The organism is Achromobacter sp. PD1, from assembly GCF_048541815.1.
GTDB lineage: Bacteria > Pseudomonadota > Gammaproteobacteria > Burkholderiales > Burkholderiaceae_B > Achromobacter > Achromobacter bronchisepticus_A.
Window position 1 is genome coordinate 5,092,100 of sequence record NZ_CP183349.1, and the last position, 16,694, is coordinate 5,108,793.

A 16,694-nucleotide genomic window follows, 5' to 3' on the forward strand; every position below is an offset into this window, starting at 1 on the left:
GATTCCGCCTCAGTTCCCCCAGAAGGTCCGGTAGACCAGCGCGATGCCGTTGACCGCCCCGCCCTTCAGGTCCACCGACAGGCCGCGCGCCAGCCGGTAGCTGGCCCGGCCCACGGTGTCGGTGCCGGAAAGCGCCTGCTCCACGCTCAGCGTGATGCCGTTGGCGAAGGTCTTGCTGGCCACCAGGAATTGCGTGGCCAGCTGGCTGTCGCTGTCCCGGTTGACGTCGCCGGCCACCGTGCGGTCCGGCAGGATGCTGCCGGAGCTGCCGATGTTGCCCGTCTTGATGCTGACGTCGTCCAACCCGAACTGCTTGTAGAACGGCTGCCCGCCGCCCAGCAGCGCGGTACCCACCGACATCAGCAGCGCCGCGTCGCCGCCGCTTTCGTCAGGACCTCGGCCCAGCAGCAGCCAGGACAGCTTTTCCACGTCGCTGACGTCCGGGTACGACACCAGATCGATGCGCGGCCGCTGCGCCGTGCCGACCACCTTGACGCCCGCCTCGACCTGTTCGCCCGTGCGCAGCGCCTCGATATCCAGCAAGGGGTTGTCCAGACGGCCCTGGAAGGTCAGCGTGCCGCGGCTCAGGCGCAGCTTCTGGCCGTAGGCCTCGATGCCGCCGCCGCGGGTGCGCAGCGCGCCCACGCCGGTCAGGCGCCCATCGTTCAGCATGATCTGGATGGAGCCCAGCAGGCCGGCGTCCAGCCCCATGCCGGTGATGTAGAAGCGCGGCCCCATGTCGAACTTCAGGTTCATGCTGGTCTGCAGCGGCGTGGAGACCGTGCCGGGGTCGTCGCCCGGGCGGCGCACCTTGACGTCGTCGTCCAGCGACGGCACGCCCTGCAGGATTTCCAGGCTGAACCAGCCCGCGTCCGCCTTCAGGTCGCCCACGATGTCGATGCGCGGCATGGCAGCCTTCACGTCGATGACCCCGGAAACCATGGCGTAGCGGTCCGAGCGCTGCAGCGCCGGGAAGCGGTACAGGGTCAGCCGGATATCGCCGCCGCCGTCGATGAAATTCCATTGTCCCTTGGCCTCGGCGTAGCCGCCCTTGGCCTCGGGATTGGTGGTGATCCACTCCTTGGTGCGCCATTCGGCCGGCATCACCCGCAGGGAAGCCGGGAAGCGCAGGCTTTCCAGCACCACCCGGTCGCCCTCCAGGCGCGCGGACAAAGTGCCGTCGATCAGCCGCACGCCGTCGTCGATGCGCACCACGCGCAGCTTGTCGCCGCGGATGTTGCCGCTGGCCGACCATTTGCCCGCCAGGGTGCCCTGGGCTTCCAGATTGGCCTTGACCGTGCCGCCGACTTCCATCGAGTCGCCCACGAACAGGCCGACCCAGGCCAGGTCGGCGATATCGGCGTCCAGCTTGGCGCGCAGCGGCTGGCGCGGGTCCAGCGCCATGCCGCCCTTGGCATCCACCACCAGCACGGCGGTGCCGGTGCCGTTGATGAGGCCCATCTTATCGGTGGCCAGGTTGACCTTGGCGTCCAGGCGGCTGGCATTGGCGGAGGTCGGCGTGGCGGTCAGGTCCAGCACCAGCGCCTTCAGGCCGAGCGGAATGGGAGGATCGCCCGGTATCAGCAGGTCGCCCTCGCGGCGCGCGATGCGCGCGCGGCCGCCCAGCCGGCCGTCGAACTTCAGGTCCCACAACACGTCCAGCGCGATGCGACGCTGGCCCTCGGGCACCATCGCGTTCACGCGGCCGGGCCGCTTGCCCAGCTTGGCCGCAGCCTCGGGATCGACGGCGCCTATCACCTGGCGCGCCATGGCGGCCGTGATCACCAGGTTGTCGGCCTGCCCGGCGGTTTCCCAACGCTTGCCGCCGCCTCGCGACCCCTGGTGCGCCAGGACCACGCGTTCCTTGCCGGGCAGGGTCAGGCTCAGCGCCGTCTGCCCCACCTGCCATTGCCATTGCGGTTCCACGGCGGACGGCACGAAAGCCAGCGTGACCGGCCGGTCCACGGCCACTGCGAAGCCGGCGGTCTCGGCCGTCAGCCGCGAAAACGTGCCGCGCCATCCCGGCAGAGCGGCATCCGGCGTGCCCGCAGGACCCTTGCCCCAGGCGCCGGTAAAAACGATGTTGGCCTTGGCGGGCGCCTCGCCCAGTACGCCCGCGCGCGGCTTGGGCGGCGTGTAGCCGGCCGCAAGCTCGCCGCGATGCGCAGCCGGCGTGCCCGTCAGCTTGCCCTTCAATTCCGCGCCGCCGGGAATGCCCGGCCAGAACGCGTCGAGCTGGGGCGCCTGGGCGTCCAGCGACAGCGCGCCGTCCTTGGCGTCCAGCTCTCCCTTGGCCTGGACTCGGTTGCGGCCCAGCTTCAGGTCCACGTCCAGGCCGTGGATGCGCAGCCCGGCCAGAGGATCGGCCTCGGGCGCGGCGGCGGCGTTCGGCGCGGCGGCGGGTCCCCCGCTATCGGTCGCCGCCGCGATATCCACCTGGGCCTTGAGCGCGCCGGTCAGGGGCTGCTTGTTCCAGCGCGTGCCCTCTTCGAAGCGCAGATCGACCGCGGCATGACGCAGCTGGCTCAGGTTCTCGATGTCGGCTTGCACGTCGCCGCGCACGGTCAGCACCGCAGGCGGAATATCCTTGCCCAGCCAGGGTGACAGGTCCAGGCGCTGGGCGCTTATCGTGCCCGCGATGCGGTCGCGGCCCGAGCCTTGCGTGGTATCGGATTGCAGGTCGAGCTGCGCGGTCAGGGTCGATTTGTCTGGCAATTGCGCCTGCGCCCGGGCGCTGCGCAGCACCAGCGCCGTGCGCGGGGCCAGGTCGGCGGTCAAGTCCAGCAGCAGGCCGGAGCCCTCGCCGTCCACCTTGGCCTGGATACCATCCAGGGAACCGGCGGCATCGGCGCGCAGCACCACCTGGCAAGCGGGCCGGGGCGGCTCGGAAGGCGCGGCCTTGGGATCCGCCTTGGCCCCGGCTTTGGATTCGTCCTTCGATTCGGCCTTGGGGTTGGTCTTGGCGCCTGGCTTGGGTTCCGGCTTCCTGGCAGCTTCCGCCTGACGCTCATACACGCCGCTCAGCTTGTCGGCTTCGCACAGCGGAGAATCGGGGCCGGTCCCGCGCGCGGTCACGTCCAGGCGAGCGGCGAACGGCCACGGATCGGCCATGCCTTGCAGCTCGGCCTGCCCGGAGATGTCCGCTTGCGCAGCCTCGTGTCCCACCCTCAGGCTGGCGATGCGTAGCTGCGCGCCCTGCTTGCCCGCGGCAAAGGTGGCGTCCAGATTGCCCAGGGTCACGGGCAAGGGCGCGCCGTCCTGTTCCAGCTGGAAGTCGCCCAGCGCCAGCCGGTCCACGGCGATGTCCACCGGCAGTTCGGGCAACGAGAACGGCTCGCCGTTGTCCTCCGCCGGCGTCGTCTCGGACGACGCGGCCAGGCCGATGTACACCGAACCCGCCGAGACATCGCGCACGTGCAGCAGGCGGTCGCCCAGGGCGCGCCAGTTCACGTCGAGGTGCAGGTCCGTGATGTCGACGCGGGTGCCGCCCGCGTCCAGGTCCAGCTTGCCCACCGACACGCCACGCAGCAGCGAACCGCTCACGTCCAGCGCCTGGCCGTTCAGTTGCTGGGCGGCCGTGGTCAGGAGCAGCCGCGTGCCGTTCTGCGAGCCGACCAGCCAAAACAGGAATCCGCCGGCCAGCACAGCCAGCATGGCCAGGCCAGGCAACCACCACACCAGCACATGGCGCAGGAATTTGCGCAGGCCCTTCAAAACGCGATCCCCAAGGAAAAGTGCAGACGCAGGTCGCGGTCGCGCTGGCCGTAGGCCACATCCAGGAACAAGGGCCCGGCCGGCGTGCGCACGCGGGCGCCTACGCCGTAGCCCACCGCCATCGACATGGCGCCGAACGATTCCGCGGCGTCGCCCGCGTCCACGAACACGCCCATGCCCCAGCGCTCATTGAAATAGTGGTCGTACTCGATGCTGCCGACCAGCAGCGTGGGCGCGCCCACCACGGCGTCATCCTGCTGCACGCCTATGCTCTGGTACTTGTAGCCGCGGATCGAACGCGCGCCGCCGGTGCGGAAACCGAAATCATCCGGCACCCGCACCTTGCTGTTGGACCACACCCGGCCGACTTCGCCACGCACGGTCAGCACGTCCAGCTTGCCGATGGGCCACCATTTCTGGGCCCGCAGCCGGGCGCGGGTATAGGGTTCGCCGGAGTCCAGCGTCACGCCCACGCCGCCGCCCACCGCGATCAGATTGCCTTCGCGCGGGTCGTACTTGTTGTCCACATCGCGGCGCAGCCATTCGGCCGTGGCGGTCAGGGTCGGCAGCTTGTATTGGTCGCCGCCGTCGATCTTCACGTGATCCTCTGCCAGCAGCAGGCCCCAGCGGGTTTCGTATTCGACCCGGCTGTTGCCCGCGCCCTTGCGCTCCTGCAGGCGCGTCGCGCCCAACGCGTAGCGCGTCACATCCAGCCCCTGGATGTCGGAGTGGTCGTACAGCACACCGAACGAATCCTTGTAGCCGCGCTGATTCGGCGGCAACAGGAAGTCCGCGTAGACGCGCTGCTGCAACCGGTCCACGCTGAAGCCCGTCTCCATGGTGAGCGGCTGGCCGAAGACCACGTTCTGCCGGTACAGCGATTCCACGCGCAGGCCGGCCTCGTCGTCCACGCCTATCGAGCCGGTGAACCGCTTGGGCGGCGCTTCCACCACCCGCACCTGCACCGGCAGGGTCACTTCGCCGTTCGAGTCGTAGGCGGGCGCTGGCGGCGGCATGCCGCCGGACACGGAAGGATCTCCTGCCGGCGTGGAGGCGGCCAGATCGGTCGAGCCCGGCGCGCGTGCGCGGTCGGCGTTGGGTCCTGGCGTCGGCTGCGCCTGGCCCGGCTGCTCCAGCGATACGAACGCGCCGCGGAAGAACGCGGTCGATTGCAGGTCCTGCTGCCAGGTGTCCAGCTTGTCCTGGTCATAGGCAGCGCCCGGCGAGTAGCGCACATAGCGCTCCACCAGCTTCTCGGGCACCCGCTTCAGGCCTTCGGTGGTGAGTTCGCCCATGCGGACCTGGGGACCGCTGTCTATCGTGACGCGCAGGGCGGCCGACGCCGTATCGGCCTCGATTTCCGCCTGCGACGCGGTCATGCGCGCCAGCATGAAGTCGCGCGATGACACCGCGTCCAGCAGGCTCGACTTGGCTTTGTTCCAGTCGCTGTTGATGAAGGGCTGGCCCGTCTTCAACTGCCAGTCGTCGCGCAGCTTCTGCACCCGGGCAGCGAACTCGGGCCGGGTAATGCGGCCGGTGAAATTCAGGTCCACGGATGCGACGGTGGTGCGCTTGCCCGAGACGATGCTGATGTCCCAGGTTTCTCCGCCGATATCGGTGCCGGCCTCGAGCTTCACGGTGGGCGAGAAATAGCCCTGGGTGGCCAGGGCCGCCAGCGTCGCGTCGCGCGCGCGGCGGCGCAGGCGGTTGATTTCACCGCCGTCCTGGTCCTCCGCCAGCCGCGCGATCGCATCGACGGCTTCGGTAATCGCCTGCAGGGCGGCCGGCGGCACGCCGCCGGGGTCCACAATGATTTCCGGGCGCTTGGCCAATGCCTCGCCCGTCATCACCACAAGTCCTGCCAAGAAGGCGCGGGCTGCCCACCGCATGCGTCAGGTCGGTTGCTGCACGACGATGGACGGGAATTTCCCAGCCATGTCGCGGGGAAGCGCCGCCACGCCAGCCGCCAGCTTACGGGCAATGCCGCGGTACAGCGCCGCGGCTTCGCTGCCCGGATCCGACACCACGGTCGGCGAGCCAGCATCGGTCTGTTCGCGGATCGCCAGGGTCAGCGGCAGGCTGCCCAGCCAGGGCGTTTGGTATTGCTCGGCCATGCGCTGGCCGCCGCCCTCGCCGAAGATATGCTCGGCATGGCCGCATTGCGAGCAGATGTGGATGGCCATGTTCTCGACCACGCCCAGGATCGGCACCTCAACCTTCTGGAACATGCGCAAGCCCTTGCGCGCGTCCAGCAGCGCCACGTCCTGCGGCGTGGTGACAATGACGGCGCCCACTACCGGCACCTTCTGCGCCAAGGTCAGCGCCACGTCGCCCGTGCCGGGAGGCATGTCGACGATCAGGTAATCGAGGTCGCGCCAATTGGTCTGGCGCAGCAGTTGCTCCAGCGCCTGCGTCACCATCGGGCCGCGCCAGATGGCGGGCGAGTCGGCGTCGATCAGGAAGCCGATGGAGTTGGCCTGCAGGCCGTGGCCCGTGAGCGGCTCCATGCTCTTGTTGTCCAGGCTTTCGGGACGGCCCGAGATACCCAGCATGGTCGGCACGCTGGGGCCGTAGATGTCGGCGTCCAGCACACCCACCTTGGCGCCTTCCGCCGCCAGGGCCAGGGCCAGGTTCACTGCCGTGGTGCTCTTGCCCACGCCGCCCTTGCCAGATGCCACTGCAATAATGTTGCGCACATTGGGCAAGGGCTTCAGGCCTTTCTGCACCGCATGGGCGGCGACCTTCCAGCTCACCTCGACCTGGGCATCGGCCACGCCGGCCGCGGCCAGCGCCGCCACGGCGATGTCGCGGACCTGGGCGCGCGCGGCGTCGGCGGGATACCCCAGCTCCAGCGCCAGCGAAACCCGTCCGCCTTCCAGCTTGATGTCACGATCTTTTACAGAAACACCCAAATCCATACCGGTATTCGGGTCCTGCGCGGCGCGCAGCGCGGCGCGAATTTGTTCTATCGTTATACTCATGTCACTATGGTTCCGTAGGCAGCGCGGCTTCTGCGGCCCGCCATCCCCTAAAGGATAGCGGATACCCGGGAACCTTTCCCTGCGTTTTGCATCCGATCTTCATGACCAACACACTTATCCGCTTCTTTCGTGCCGTCCTATTCGCCGCCCTGGCCTTGATCGGCATGGCGATGGCGCTGGTGTTCATGCTTTCCACGGCGATCGCCGTGGCGATCCTGTACGTGGTCGCCAAGGTGCGCGGCAAACCTTTCGGCGTGCGCGCCTATTGGAGCCAGCGCCAAGGCGCCCGCCCGGGACCGTTCCAGTCCGCCACCGCCCCCTTCGCCACGCAGCCGCGCGGCGACGTGATCGACGTCGAAGCCCGCGAAATCCGCTGACGGCGGCTTTCCCGCATGCTTGCGCCGCGCGCGGCGCAAGCGGGCCATGGGTTTGTGCGTCCGCACGGCGGAATTGCCGGACGGCCGGCTCCCCTGTATTGGCGCCCATTCCCGCATTCTTTCGCAACCCGCCTGATTCGCCTGCCGCGAAGGGCGGGTTGAGCCATTGATGGGCCGCTGTCCGGCAAGTCTGCGCGGTTGCCCTAAAATGGCCGGCCTACCCCTTTTTTCCCTCAACCTCCAAAGACAACCATGTCTCGCACCCTTTTTGTCACCACAGCGCTGCCCTACGCCAACGGATCTTTCCACATCGGCCACATCATGGAGTACATCCAGGCCGATATCTGGGTTCGTTCGATGCGAATGGCGGGCCACACGGTGCACTTCGTGGGTGCGGACGACGCGCACGGCGCGCCGATCATGCTGAAGGCGGAAAAGGAAGGCATCACGCCGCAGGCCCTGGTGGCGCGCTACGCCGCCGAGCGCCCGCAGTACCTGAACGGCTTCCACATCCGCTTCGACCACTGGCACTCGACCGATTCGGCCGAGAACGTCGCGCTGTCGCAGGACATCTACCGCGCGCTCAAGGCCCAGGACCTGATCGAAACCCGCTCCATCGAGCAGTTCTACGATCCGGTCAAGGGCATGTTCCTGGCCGACCGCTACATCAAGGGCGAATGCCCCAAGTGCCACGCCAAGGACCAGTACGGTGATTCCTGCGAGGTCTGCGGCGCGGTCTACGCGCCCACCGAGCTGATCAACCCATACTCGGCCCTGACCGGCGCCACGCCGGTGCTGAAGTCCTCGGACCACTTCTTCTTCAAGCTGTCCGATCCGCGCTGCGTGGAATTCCTGCAGCAATGGACCACCGGCTCCAACGCCGCCGGCGGCAAGCACCTGCAGCCTGAAATGCTGGCCAAGACGCGCGAATGGCTGGGCTCGGACGATGGCGAGGCCAAGCTGGGCGACTGGGACATTTCCCGCGACGCGCCCTACTTCGGCATCGAGATCCCGGACGCGCCGGGCAAGTACTTCTACGTCTGGCTGGATGCGCCCGTGGGCTACCTGGCCTCGCTGAAGTCGTATTGCGCGGTCAAGGGCATGGACTTCGACGCGCTGCTCGATCCTGCCGGCCCCACCGAACAGGTCCACTTCATCGGCAAGGACATCGTGTATTTCCACGCGCTGTTCTGGCCCGCGATGCTGAAGTTCGCCGGGCGCAAGACGCCTGACGCCGTGAACGTGCACGGCTTCATCACTGTCAGCGGCGAAAAGATGTCCAAAAGCCGCGGCACCGGCATTTCGCCGCTGCGCTACCTGGAACTCGGCATGAACGCCGAATGGATGCGCTACTACATCGCCGCCAAGCTGAACGCCCGGGTCGAAGACATGGACTTCAACCCCGAGGACTTCATCGCCCGCGTCAACAGCGACCTGATCGGCAAGTACGTCAACATCGCCAGCCGCGCCGCCAGCTTCATCACCAAGCATTTCGATGGAGTCCTCGGCTATTCGGGCGACACCTCGGCGCTGGCCGCGGAGTACGCCGAACAGGCGGAGTCCATCCGCGCCGCGTTCGAGGCGCGCGAATACAACCGCGCCATCCGCGAAATCATGGCCTACGCCGATCGCATCAACCAGGCGTTCGACACGGCCCAGCCCTGGGTGCTGGCCAAGGGCATCGCCACCGCCGATGACGCGCAGAAGGCCGCCCTGCAGGACATCTGCTCGCGCTCGTTGGCGGGCTTCAAGGCGCTGTCCGTGATGCTGGCCCCGGTCTTGCCCGAACTGGCCGAACGCGTGGCCCTGGAATTGTTCGGCGCGCAGGCGCCCTTCACCTGGGCCGATGCCGCCGTGCTGCCGCAGCGCGTGGCGCCCTTCAAGCACCTGATGCAGCGCGTCGAACCGCAGATGCTGGAAGACCTGTTCGAGCCGCCCGCCGCCCCCGTGGTGGTGCCTGGCGGCGAGCCCATCGCCGAGACCATCTCCATCGACGACTTCGCGCGCGTCGACCTGCGTATCGCGCAGATCGTCAATTGCGAACACGTGGAAGGCTCGACCAAGCTGCTGCGCCTGACGCTGGACGCGGGCGAAGGCCGCCACCGCAACGTGTTCTCGGGCATCAAGTCCGCCTACAAGCCGGAAGACCTGATCGGCAAGCTGACCGTCCTGGTGGCCAATCTGGCCCCGCGCAAGATGAAGTTCGGCGTATCCGAAGGCATGGTGCTGGCCGCCAGCCATGCGGATGAGTCCGTGGACGCCGGCATCTACGTGCTGGAACCGTTCCCCGGCGCCAAGCCCGGCATGCGCGTGCGCTGATCCCGCGCCCCGCTGAATGCAAAAAGCCCGCCAGTTCAAATCGGCGGGCTTTTTGTCATTGAGCGCGGTACATCAGGCCTTGCTGGGCGCCAGCGCCGGATCCAGCGAAATGCGCTCATCGAAGACGAAGCATTTGCCGTCATAGCCGGGACCGCCGGTTTCCTCGAAGTACTTGAGGATGCCGCCGTCGAGCTGGTAGACGTGTTCGATGCCGGCCTCGTTCATGTAGATCGCGGCCTTTTCGCAGCGGATGCCGCCGGTGCAGAAGCTGACCACGGTCTTGCCTTCCAGCTCGGCGCGGTGCGCCTGTACCGCAGCGGGAAACTGGGTGAAGCGTTCGATGCGCCAGTCGATGGCGTTCGTGAAGGTGCCCTCGTCGACCTCGAAAGCGTTGCGCGTATCCAGCATGACCACGGGCCGTCCGGCGTCGTCCACGCCGGCCTCCAGCCAACGCGCCAGCGTCTTCGCATCGACGCCGGGCGCGCGGCCCGCTTCCGGGCGGATCGCCGGATGATCCATGCGGATGATCTCGCGCTTGATCTTCACCAGCAGCTTGCGGAACGGCACTGCCGCGCTATGGCTGAACTTGACTTCCAGGTCGGCGAAGCGCGGATCGGCGCGCAGCGTGCGCAGAAACGCGTCTATGCCATCCGCCGAACCCGCCAGGAACAGGTTGATGCCCTCTTCGGCCAACAGGATGGTGCCCTTGAGCGCGGCCTGGCCGGCCTCGTCCAGAAGGCGGGCGCGCAACTCGGGCAGGGCATCCAGCGAAACGAATTTGTAAGCGGCGATATTGACGACGGAAGTCATGGAAACGCGGAAAAAAGCGGGCGACGAAAGGCGTAATAGTAAACGCTGGGCGGTTTTTACCACCCGCCGCCCCGCTTGATCCCGCTCAACGATTGACGATTTCCTGCTCGACTACCGCGTCCAGCACCCATTGCACCGTCGACGCATCGGCCGGCGGATTCGGGTTGCGGACCTCGACCACGCGCAGGCGGTAACGCACGCCAGGCTGGAAGTTGAAGCCCGTGATTTCGCCGTACCAGAGCTGCCAGGGCTGCCCGGCGCTGTCGCGCACCTGGTAGCACATGGCGCGGCCCGCGCCGGCGGTGCAAGGCACGCGCTCCGAGTTCACGTAGACCAGCTTGGTCGGCCCCTGCTGGCCGCCCGCGATGGGGTCGGTGCGACGCCCGAAGTCCAGCCGGTCGCCCGAGCTGAGCACCCAGGTCATGCGCTGCGGATTGTTGGCGTTGTCCACCGACGAGGCGGTGATGCTGGTGAGCGCGGCCAGGAAATCCTGCTCCAGCTTCATGTTCTGCGGCGCGCAGGCCATCCTGGTCGACACCGGACGTCCCTGCACGATCAGCAAGCCGTTGGCGACGGTGTAGGAACCGTTGTACTGGTTGCAGCCGGAGAAACCGGAGATGCGCGGCGAGCCCTGGTCATGGATGAAGCTCGCCGTAAGCGGACGCGAATTGGAGGACGGGTGCGGAATCTGCCGCAAGCCGCCGCCCGGCAAGGTCCAGCGCGCCAGGTCCCAACTGGTCTGCGCCAGCATGTCGGATGCGGAAGCGGGCTGGAAGCGCGGATCCTGGCCATCCGCGGCGCGCTGAGGCGGCGCGGAGCAGGCGGCCAGGCCGATGGACAACAGGCAAGGCGCCAGCCAGCGCAAAGACGCGGAAAAGGGCATGAGAATCTCCCGGGAAAAAGCGAGGAATGCAGCGCCCGCGCAAGGCAGCGGGCCGGACCACGCCATTGTAGGCTTGCCCCGGCACCGTTATTCACGGCTTAACACTCTTTGATGCGCGCCCCGCCGGCCGCGTCAGGGGGTGGGCGGGTCCTGGCGCCGCGCGAACTCCAGCACGTCGCCGCCGCGCAGATTGAAGGTCAGGTGCCGCGGCGCGCCGCCGTTGTCCAGCGTGAACGTGTCGATGGACGCCAGGCCGCGCAGATAGTCCGCCTCGAGACGGGCGCGTTCCTGCGCGGGGCAGGCCATGCGCGTGGCGGCTGGGGCGTCGATGTAGAGCTTGCCGCCTTCGAGCTTGTAGGTGCCCATGTAGCGATTGCAGCCGGAAAAGCCATTGACGCGGTACTGCTTGCCTTGCGCCAGGAACGTCAGGCGCACGGGTTCGCCGTTGTCGCCATGGGGAATGTCGCGCAGCGCGCCGCCCGCCTGGGTCCAACGCACCAGTTCCCAACTGGTCTGGGCCAGCGAATCCGCGCTGCTGGCGGCGTTGGCCGCAGCCGCGCCTTGCGGGCGTGCGCCGCCAGTCGATCCGGCGCAACCCGCCAGGGCCGCGGCCAGCAGAGCCGGGGCAATCAGGCGGCAGCGCGTGGACAAGAGCTTGGACATGTACGGGACTCCATCAATTACACATCCCTCGACTGTAACCGGCCTTGTGGTCCCGCATGCGTGTTCTCAGCCCATAAGCGGTATCCAAAAGCAGCACGGCGTTGCGGGACCACGCTCCAATTGCATGGCCTTGCTGCATCGAACGCCCCATGGCGGCGGCGCACATCGACGCGCAGAATCAGTACAGATCGCCATCCGTGCCAGGCCGGCATGCAAGCGCGGAAGCCGATCGCAACGACCGCAGGCGCAGGTGTCCGGCTCCTCACGGGGGCCAAAAATAAGATCAATCCGGGGAGACACGGCGATGGGCTTTTTGAGAACCTTGTTGGCATTGTCGGTGGTGCTGGACCATCTGGGCGCAGGCGCCACCGATCATCTGGTGGGCGGCCGTCTCGCGGTACAGCTGTTCTACGTCATTTCAGGCTTCCTGATTTCCTATGTACTCACCGCCACCGACCACTATCAAGGCGCGGTGGGCAAGTTCTATGCAAACCGCTTCCTGCGGCTGTTCCCGATCTATCTTGCCGTTGCGGCGTTGACGCTGGCTGCGCACGTGATGAGCGGCGGCGCATTCTTCCGCATCTACGACGCGCTGCCCTTCAGCGCCGAGCTGTTCCTGGTGCTCTCCAACATTTTCATCATGGGTCAGGACTGGCTGATGTTCTTCGGCATCGAACATTCAGCGCTGAAGTTCACCGGCAGCTTCGCGCACAGCGAAGTTCCGCTTTACGAAGGACTGCTGGTGCCGCAGGCATGGACGCTGGGCGTGGAGATGAGCTTCTATCTGGTCGCTCCCTTCATCCTGCATTCGCCGCGCCGGCTGCTGGCATTGCTGGCCGCATCGCTGGCGTTGCGCGGCGTGCTGATCGCCACGGGCATAGGCTTGAGCGATCCCTGGACGTATCGGTTCTTCCCGACGGAACTCGCTCTGTTCCTGCTCGGTTCGCTGTCGCACCAGGTGCTGTTGCCGCGCTACAAGGCCTGGACGCAGCGGATCAAGCGCCTGCCGGAAATCGGCACGGCCGTGCTGGCGGCCTACTGTGTGCTGCATTTCTCGATCGCCATGAACCACAATGTGCGCGACGGTCTGGCCGTGCTGCTGTTCGCGGCGTTGCTGCCGCTGGCCTTCCTGTTCCAGTCGCGCCACAGGCTCGACAAGGCGATAGGCGAGTTGAGCTACCCGATCTACATCTGCCATTCGCTGGTGATCATGTTCTTTAAGTGGCTGCTTGAAGAAGCGCATCTGGATCAGCCGCTGCTGTTCATGGCCCTGGTGATCACGAGCACCATCGCATTCTCGGCCCTGCTCAACAGCGTGATTGCGGACCCCATCGAACGCCTGCGCAGCCGCCTGCGCACCGACGACCGCGATCCAGCGCCTGCGTCCGACGCCAGGCGGCGCCCCGCTGGCGCCCCCGCGCAGCCCCTCGGGTCTATTCGCCGCGTGCCTTGATGTAGGCGGCCAGCACTTGTTCGATCTGCCGCTTTTCCTGGGAACTCAGGCGCGCATAGGTGGCATAGGAGATGGATTCGAACGGCCAGGCGGCAGGGAGCGCCACACGCTCCGCGCCCGCCTGGATGGCGCCCGGCTCCGGGTTCAGCATCGGCCCTTCGCCGGTGCTGAGCCACATGGGATTGACGCATAGCGCACGGGTCAGCTTGATGAGGGCGTCGCTGGACGGCCGCCGGCGCTGCCCGCTCTCGTAGTTGCCGATAGCGCTTTGCGACAGGTTGCTTGCGACCGCCAAGTCCTTTTGAGTCCATCCCTGAAGCATTCTTGCGTTGCGCAGACGATGGCTAAACGTGTCCAATCGATCAACCTGAGACATTAATAAGAATTTATTTTTTGATTAAAACATCTCAATACTGGCGCCAAATAAACGGATTGCACCCCAATTGCGGGGCTAATCCGTAAATCGCGCCTTGCGGCCGCCTGCGCACGCATCAAGCCGGTTCCAAGCGCCTGGCAGAAGGCCGAGGCGGCATCAAAAAGACCATATCTATCATTGGCTTGCATAGGCCAACCAGTATCACGACGCGGCGGCGCCCCTCGGCCTGCAAGCGCACTGCAGGGGCAAAAGCCTGGCGAGTTTATGGCGTTTCACGTATTCAAAATCGAAAATAATGTATCGGCGATACATAATGCGTTAACACCCGCGTCCCAAAACAAACAGTATTTCAAGCGTTTCCATGGCGCAGCCCCCACGCTTTCTGTTACTGTCAGAAACTACAGAAACGTATCTTCACAAAAAAACACGCCCGTGTTTAAATGAAACACGGGCGTGACTTCCAAGCAGCATCGAAGCATGGGCGGCCATCGGCATAAGCACGAAACCAGGGGCAATCCCCCCGGCCTCGCGCCCATCCGAACAACACCGCCCGGCGCTCTCGCGCCTCGGCGCGCAGCACAGGGAGACGGGCATGACACGCAGCGCCACGCCTAGGCATCAGGCACAGCCGCCCAGGCCGGTCTCCTCATTGGAAGCATCAATGAACAACACGCTGGATGTCATATTTCTGGGTCACGACGACGCGCGGCATGCGGGGCTCATCGAAGCCCTCTCGCACCTGGGTTTCAACGTGCGCCGCTGCCACGACCTGGCCGACGTCTACGACAGATACTCGCGCCGCCCCTGCCCGCTGGTGGTGCTGAAGGCGCCGCTGCCCGACATCCACAATGCCGCAGTCCGGCTGCGCGCCGTGGACCGCGGCCTGGGCATCGTCGCCATCGCCGCATTCGCCGATGCCGAAAGCCGCATCCGCACATTGCTCTGCGGCGCGGATGCCTGCCTGCCGCCGGACGTATCCGGGCTGGAGCTGGCGGCGGCGCTGCAGGCGCTGGTGCGCCGCGCGGTCGGCCTGGACGGCGCGGACTCCGCAGCCGACGGACACACGCCGGATGAATCCGCGCACGACACCTGGCGCCTTGCGAACAAAGGCTGGACCCTGATCAGCCCCGCGGGCCGCACGCTGGGGCTGACCACCGGCGAGCGCGACTTCCTGTCGCGGCTGGTGAACGCGCCCGACCGCAAGGTCAGCCGCGATGCCTTCTACGCGGATGGTGCGGACGACGCCGACAACGGCATCTCGCGGCGCCGTTTCGTGGACGTCATGATCAGCCGCTTGCGGCGCAAGGCGACGGCCAACCAGATGACGCTGCCGATCCGCGCCGTGCACGGCTGGGGCTACATGTTCGCAGCGGACATCGCGCTGGACCTGGATTTTCGGATAACCGGGGAAGAAAGCCGCCTGGAGGCCCAGGGCGACTGGCGCCGCGAAACGGCGGACGCGAACGCGTCCATCTGAGGTCCGGCCCGCAACGGGCCTGGACGAAAAAAACGCGGCGCTGCCTCGAAAGGCTAAGACGCCGCGCTAAAACAACACGTGAGCCTGGAGTCATCAGCCGGCACTGATGCCTACTACCTGGATCACGCGATTCCAACATTCGTGCCTCATACTCACGTACGGTCAGACCGTGAACCTGGGCCGGGTCTCTAGTCCCTGCACAGGCTGCAACGTGATCAACGCCTGGCGATTCGTCCGCTTGCTAAAACAGCGGGCGTCCCGCCCTTATCAGCGGCGTTCCTCATGGATAGCCGCTTGATGCACGAAGTTTAGGACCTCGGACAGGTTTCCAGTAATTCTTTGTTGATAGCCTTCCATACATATCTGATATAGCGCGGCACGCCCCCTACAATGCCGGCAAAGGACTTGGGACCCGTTCCCGCCAACGCCATGCCCACACTGCCCGTTCCTCTCAAGCACCGCCTGCGCAAACTGCTGGCGCTGTTTCCGCCCAACTGGTGCCTGGCCATCCTGGTGGCGCTGGACGGCTATGCCTTCATGCATCCGGTGCTGCGCGAGGTGCGGGCGCGCGAGTACGGATTCTGGCTCGCCATCGACAACTGGCATGAGGTCATGCGCGTGGTGGGCCTGCTGGAGATACCGCGCCTGGTGTTGGGCGTGGGGCTGCAGGTCATTGCGCTGGGGCTGATCCTCAAGGCGCGCATCGCCTGGGCGTTCTCGCTGGTGCTGCTGATCGGCGTGGGCACCTTCGCCATCATGGGAGACAGCGGCCGCGCCGGCCTGGGCATCTATACGCTGGTCCTCGTCATCGCGTTGATCGCCTACTGGCGCCGCTTCGACCGCGCCAGCGTGACCGCCGGTTCGCTGTTCGCCCTGGTCAGCATGCTGTCGCTGCTGATCTACGCGGTCTTCGGCACGCTCTATCTGGGCAACGAATTCAATCCGCCCATCACGGACGCCACCACCGCGCTCTACTTCTCCATCGTATCCATGTCCACGGTCGGTTATGGCGACATCACCCCGCACACCGGAACCGCGCGGCTGTTCACCGCGTCGATTATCATCCTGGGCATCACCATCTTCGCCACCTCCATCAGCGCGATCGCCGGGCCGGTGATCGGCGGCAATCTGAAACGGCTGGTCAAAGGCAGGTTCTCCACCGCCATGCGCAAAAACCACATCATCATCGCGGGCGCGACGCCCCTGGCCATGAGCGTCTACGACGGCCTGCGCCGCCGCGGCGACGAAGTCACCGTCATCGTGCCTCCCGGCGTGCCGCAGGAATATCCGGCGGCCACGGACCTGATCGAAGGCGACCCGTCCAGCGTGGACGTGCTGCACAACGCCGGCGTGACGCGCGCGCGCTACGTGCTGGCGCTGCGCGACGACGACGCCGAGAACGCCTTCATCGTGCTGGCAGCAAAGGAAGCTTGCGGTGAAAACGGCGCCAAGACGGTCGCGCTGGTCAACACCAGCAAGCACCTGGAAAAGATCCGCCGGGTGAACCCCGACCTGGTGTTCTCCGTGCAACTGCTGGGCGCCGAGCTGCTGGCCCGCGCCATCAACGGCGAGCCCATGGACAGCCAGAGCATCACCGACCTGTTCTTCGCCAAGGCCGCCCCCAACGGCAAGGCCGCCTGA

General features: G+C 66.4%; 12 protein-coding genes. 5 read left to right on the forward strand and 7 right to left on the reverse strand.

The window, feature by feature from the left end:
* Window positions 1-9 precede the first annotated feature (9 nt).
* The 3 genes from ACM1PE_RS23975 to apbC are packed head-to-tail and all read right to left on the reverse strand — an operon-like array spanning window position 10 to window position 6,695.
* Window positions 10-3,714: a translocation/assembly module TamB domain-containing protein gene (locus tag ACM1PE_RS23975; RefSeq protein ID WP_419341161.1), complete on the reverse strand. Its 3,705-nt coding sequence runs from the start codon at window positions 3,712-3,714 to the stop codon at window positions 10-12.
* The gene (locus ACM1PE_RS23980; RefSeq protein ID WP_419341162.1) at window positions 3,711-5,603 is read right to left on the reverse strand and encodes an autotransporter assembly complex protein TamA; all 1,893 of its coding nucleotides are present in this window, start codon (window positions 5,601-5,603) and stop codon (window positions 3,711-3,713) included. Before ACM1PE_RS23980 ends, ACM1PE_RS23975 begins: the two co-directional genes overlap by 4 nt.
* 3 nt (window positions 5,604-5,606) lie before the next feature.
* Window positions 5,607-6,695 (reverse strand): iron-sulfur cluster carrier protein ApbC, encoded by a 1,089-nt coding sequence (gene apbC / locus ACM1PE_RS23985; RefSeq protein ID WP_059371302.1) that lies wholly within the window; start codon window positions 6,693-6,695, stop codon window positions 5,607-5,609.
* A 101-nt stretch (window positions 6,696-6,796) separates the two neighbouring features.
* Between apbC and ACM1PE_RS23990 the strand changes: the two genes are divergently transcribed.
* Together ACM1PE_RS23990 and metG are read left to right on the forward strand one after the other, a co-directional pair.
* The gene (locus ACM1PE_RS23990) at window positions 6,797-7,072 is read left to right on the forward strand and encodes a hypothetical protein (RefSeq protein ID WP_006226181.1); all 276 of its coding nucleotides are present in this window, start codon (window positions 6,797-6,799) and stop codon (window positions 7,070-7,072) included.
* A 252-nt stretch (window positions 7,073-7,324) separates the two neighbouring features.
* Window positions 7,325-9,391 (forward strand): methionine--tRNA ligase, encoded by a 2,067-nt coding sequence (metG, locus tag ACM1PE_RS23995; RefSeq protein ID WP_059371301.1) that lies wholly within the window; start codon window positions 7,325-7,327, stop codon window positions 9,389-9,391.
* Between the two features lie 72 nt (window positions 9,392-9,463).
* Here metG and ACM1PE_RS24000 read toward each other — a convergent pair whose 3' ends face one another.
* The 3 genes from ACM1PE_RS24000 to ACM1PE_RS24010 form a co-directional block, all read right to left on the reverse strand.
* On the reverse strand, window positions 9,464-10,201 hold the full coding sequence (locus ACM1PE_RS24000) for a sulfurtransferase (RefSeq protein WP_059371300.1): 738 nt from the start codon (window positions 10,199-10,201) through the stop codon (window positions 9,464-9,466).
* A gap of 85 nt (window positions 10,202-10,286) precedes the next feature.
* The gene (locus ACM1PE_RS24005) at window positions 10,287-11,084 is read right to left on the reverse strand and encodes an META and DUF4377 domain-containing protein (protein ID WP_118931394.1); all 798 of its coding nucleotides are present in this window, start codon (window positions 11,082-11,084) and stop codon (window positions 10,287-10,289) included.
* Between the two features lie 132 nt (window positions 11,085-11,216).
* Window positions 11,217-11,747, reverse strand: a complete 531-nt coding sequence (locus ACM1PE_RS24010; protein ID WP_419341163.1) for an META domain-containing protein — start codon at window positions 11,745-11,747, stop codon at window positions 11,217-11,219.
* Between the two features lie 304 nt (window positions 11,748-12,051).
* Between ACM1PE_RS24010 and ACM1PE_RS24015 the strand changes: the two genes are divergently transcribed.
* Window positions 12,052-13,200, forward strand: coding sequence for an acyltransferase family protein (locus ACM1PE_RS24015; protein ID WP_059371297.1), 1,149 nt, complete (start codon window positions 12,052-12,054; stop codon window positions 13,198-13,200).
* On the opposite strand, the gene ACM1PE_RS24020 is transcribed toward ACM1PE_RS24015, so the two are convergent.
* Entirely contained in the window at window positions 13,181-13,576 is a 396-nt protein-coding gene (locus tag ACM1PE_RS24020) for a helix-turn-helix domain-containing protein (RefSeq protein WP_118931395.1), read from the reverse strand. The genes ACM1PE_RS24015 and ACM1PE_RS24020 overlap by 20 nt on opposite strands.
* A 661-nt stretch (window positions 13,577-14,237) precedes the next feature.
* Here ACM1PE_RS24020 and ACM1PE_RS24025 point away from each other — a divergent pair.
* Both ACM1PE_RS24025 and kch read left to right on the forward strand, forming a co-directional pair.
* Window positions 14,238-15,053, forward strand: coding sequence for a response regulator transcription factor (locus ACM1PE_RS24025; protein WP_419341165.1), 816 nt, complete (start codon window positions 14,238-14,240; stop codon window positions 15,051-15,053).
* A 429-nt stretch (window positions 15,054-15,482) separates the two neighbouring features.
* A complete protein-coding gene (gene kch / locus ACM1PE_RS24030; protein ID WP_054452010.1) occupies window positions 15,483-16,694 on the forward strand; it encodes a voltage-gated potassium channel protein in 1,212 nt (403 codons plus the stop codon).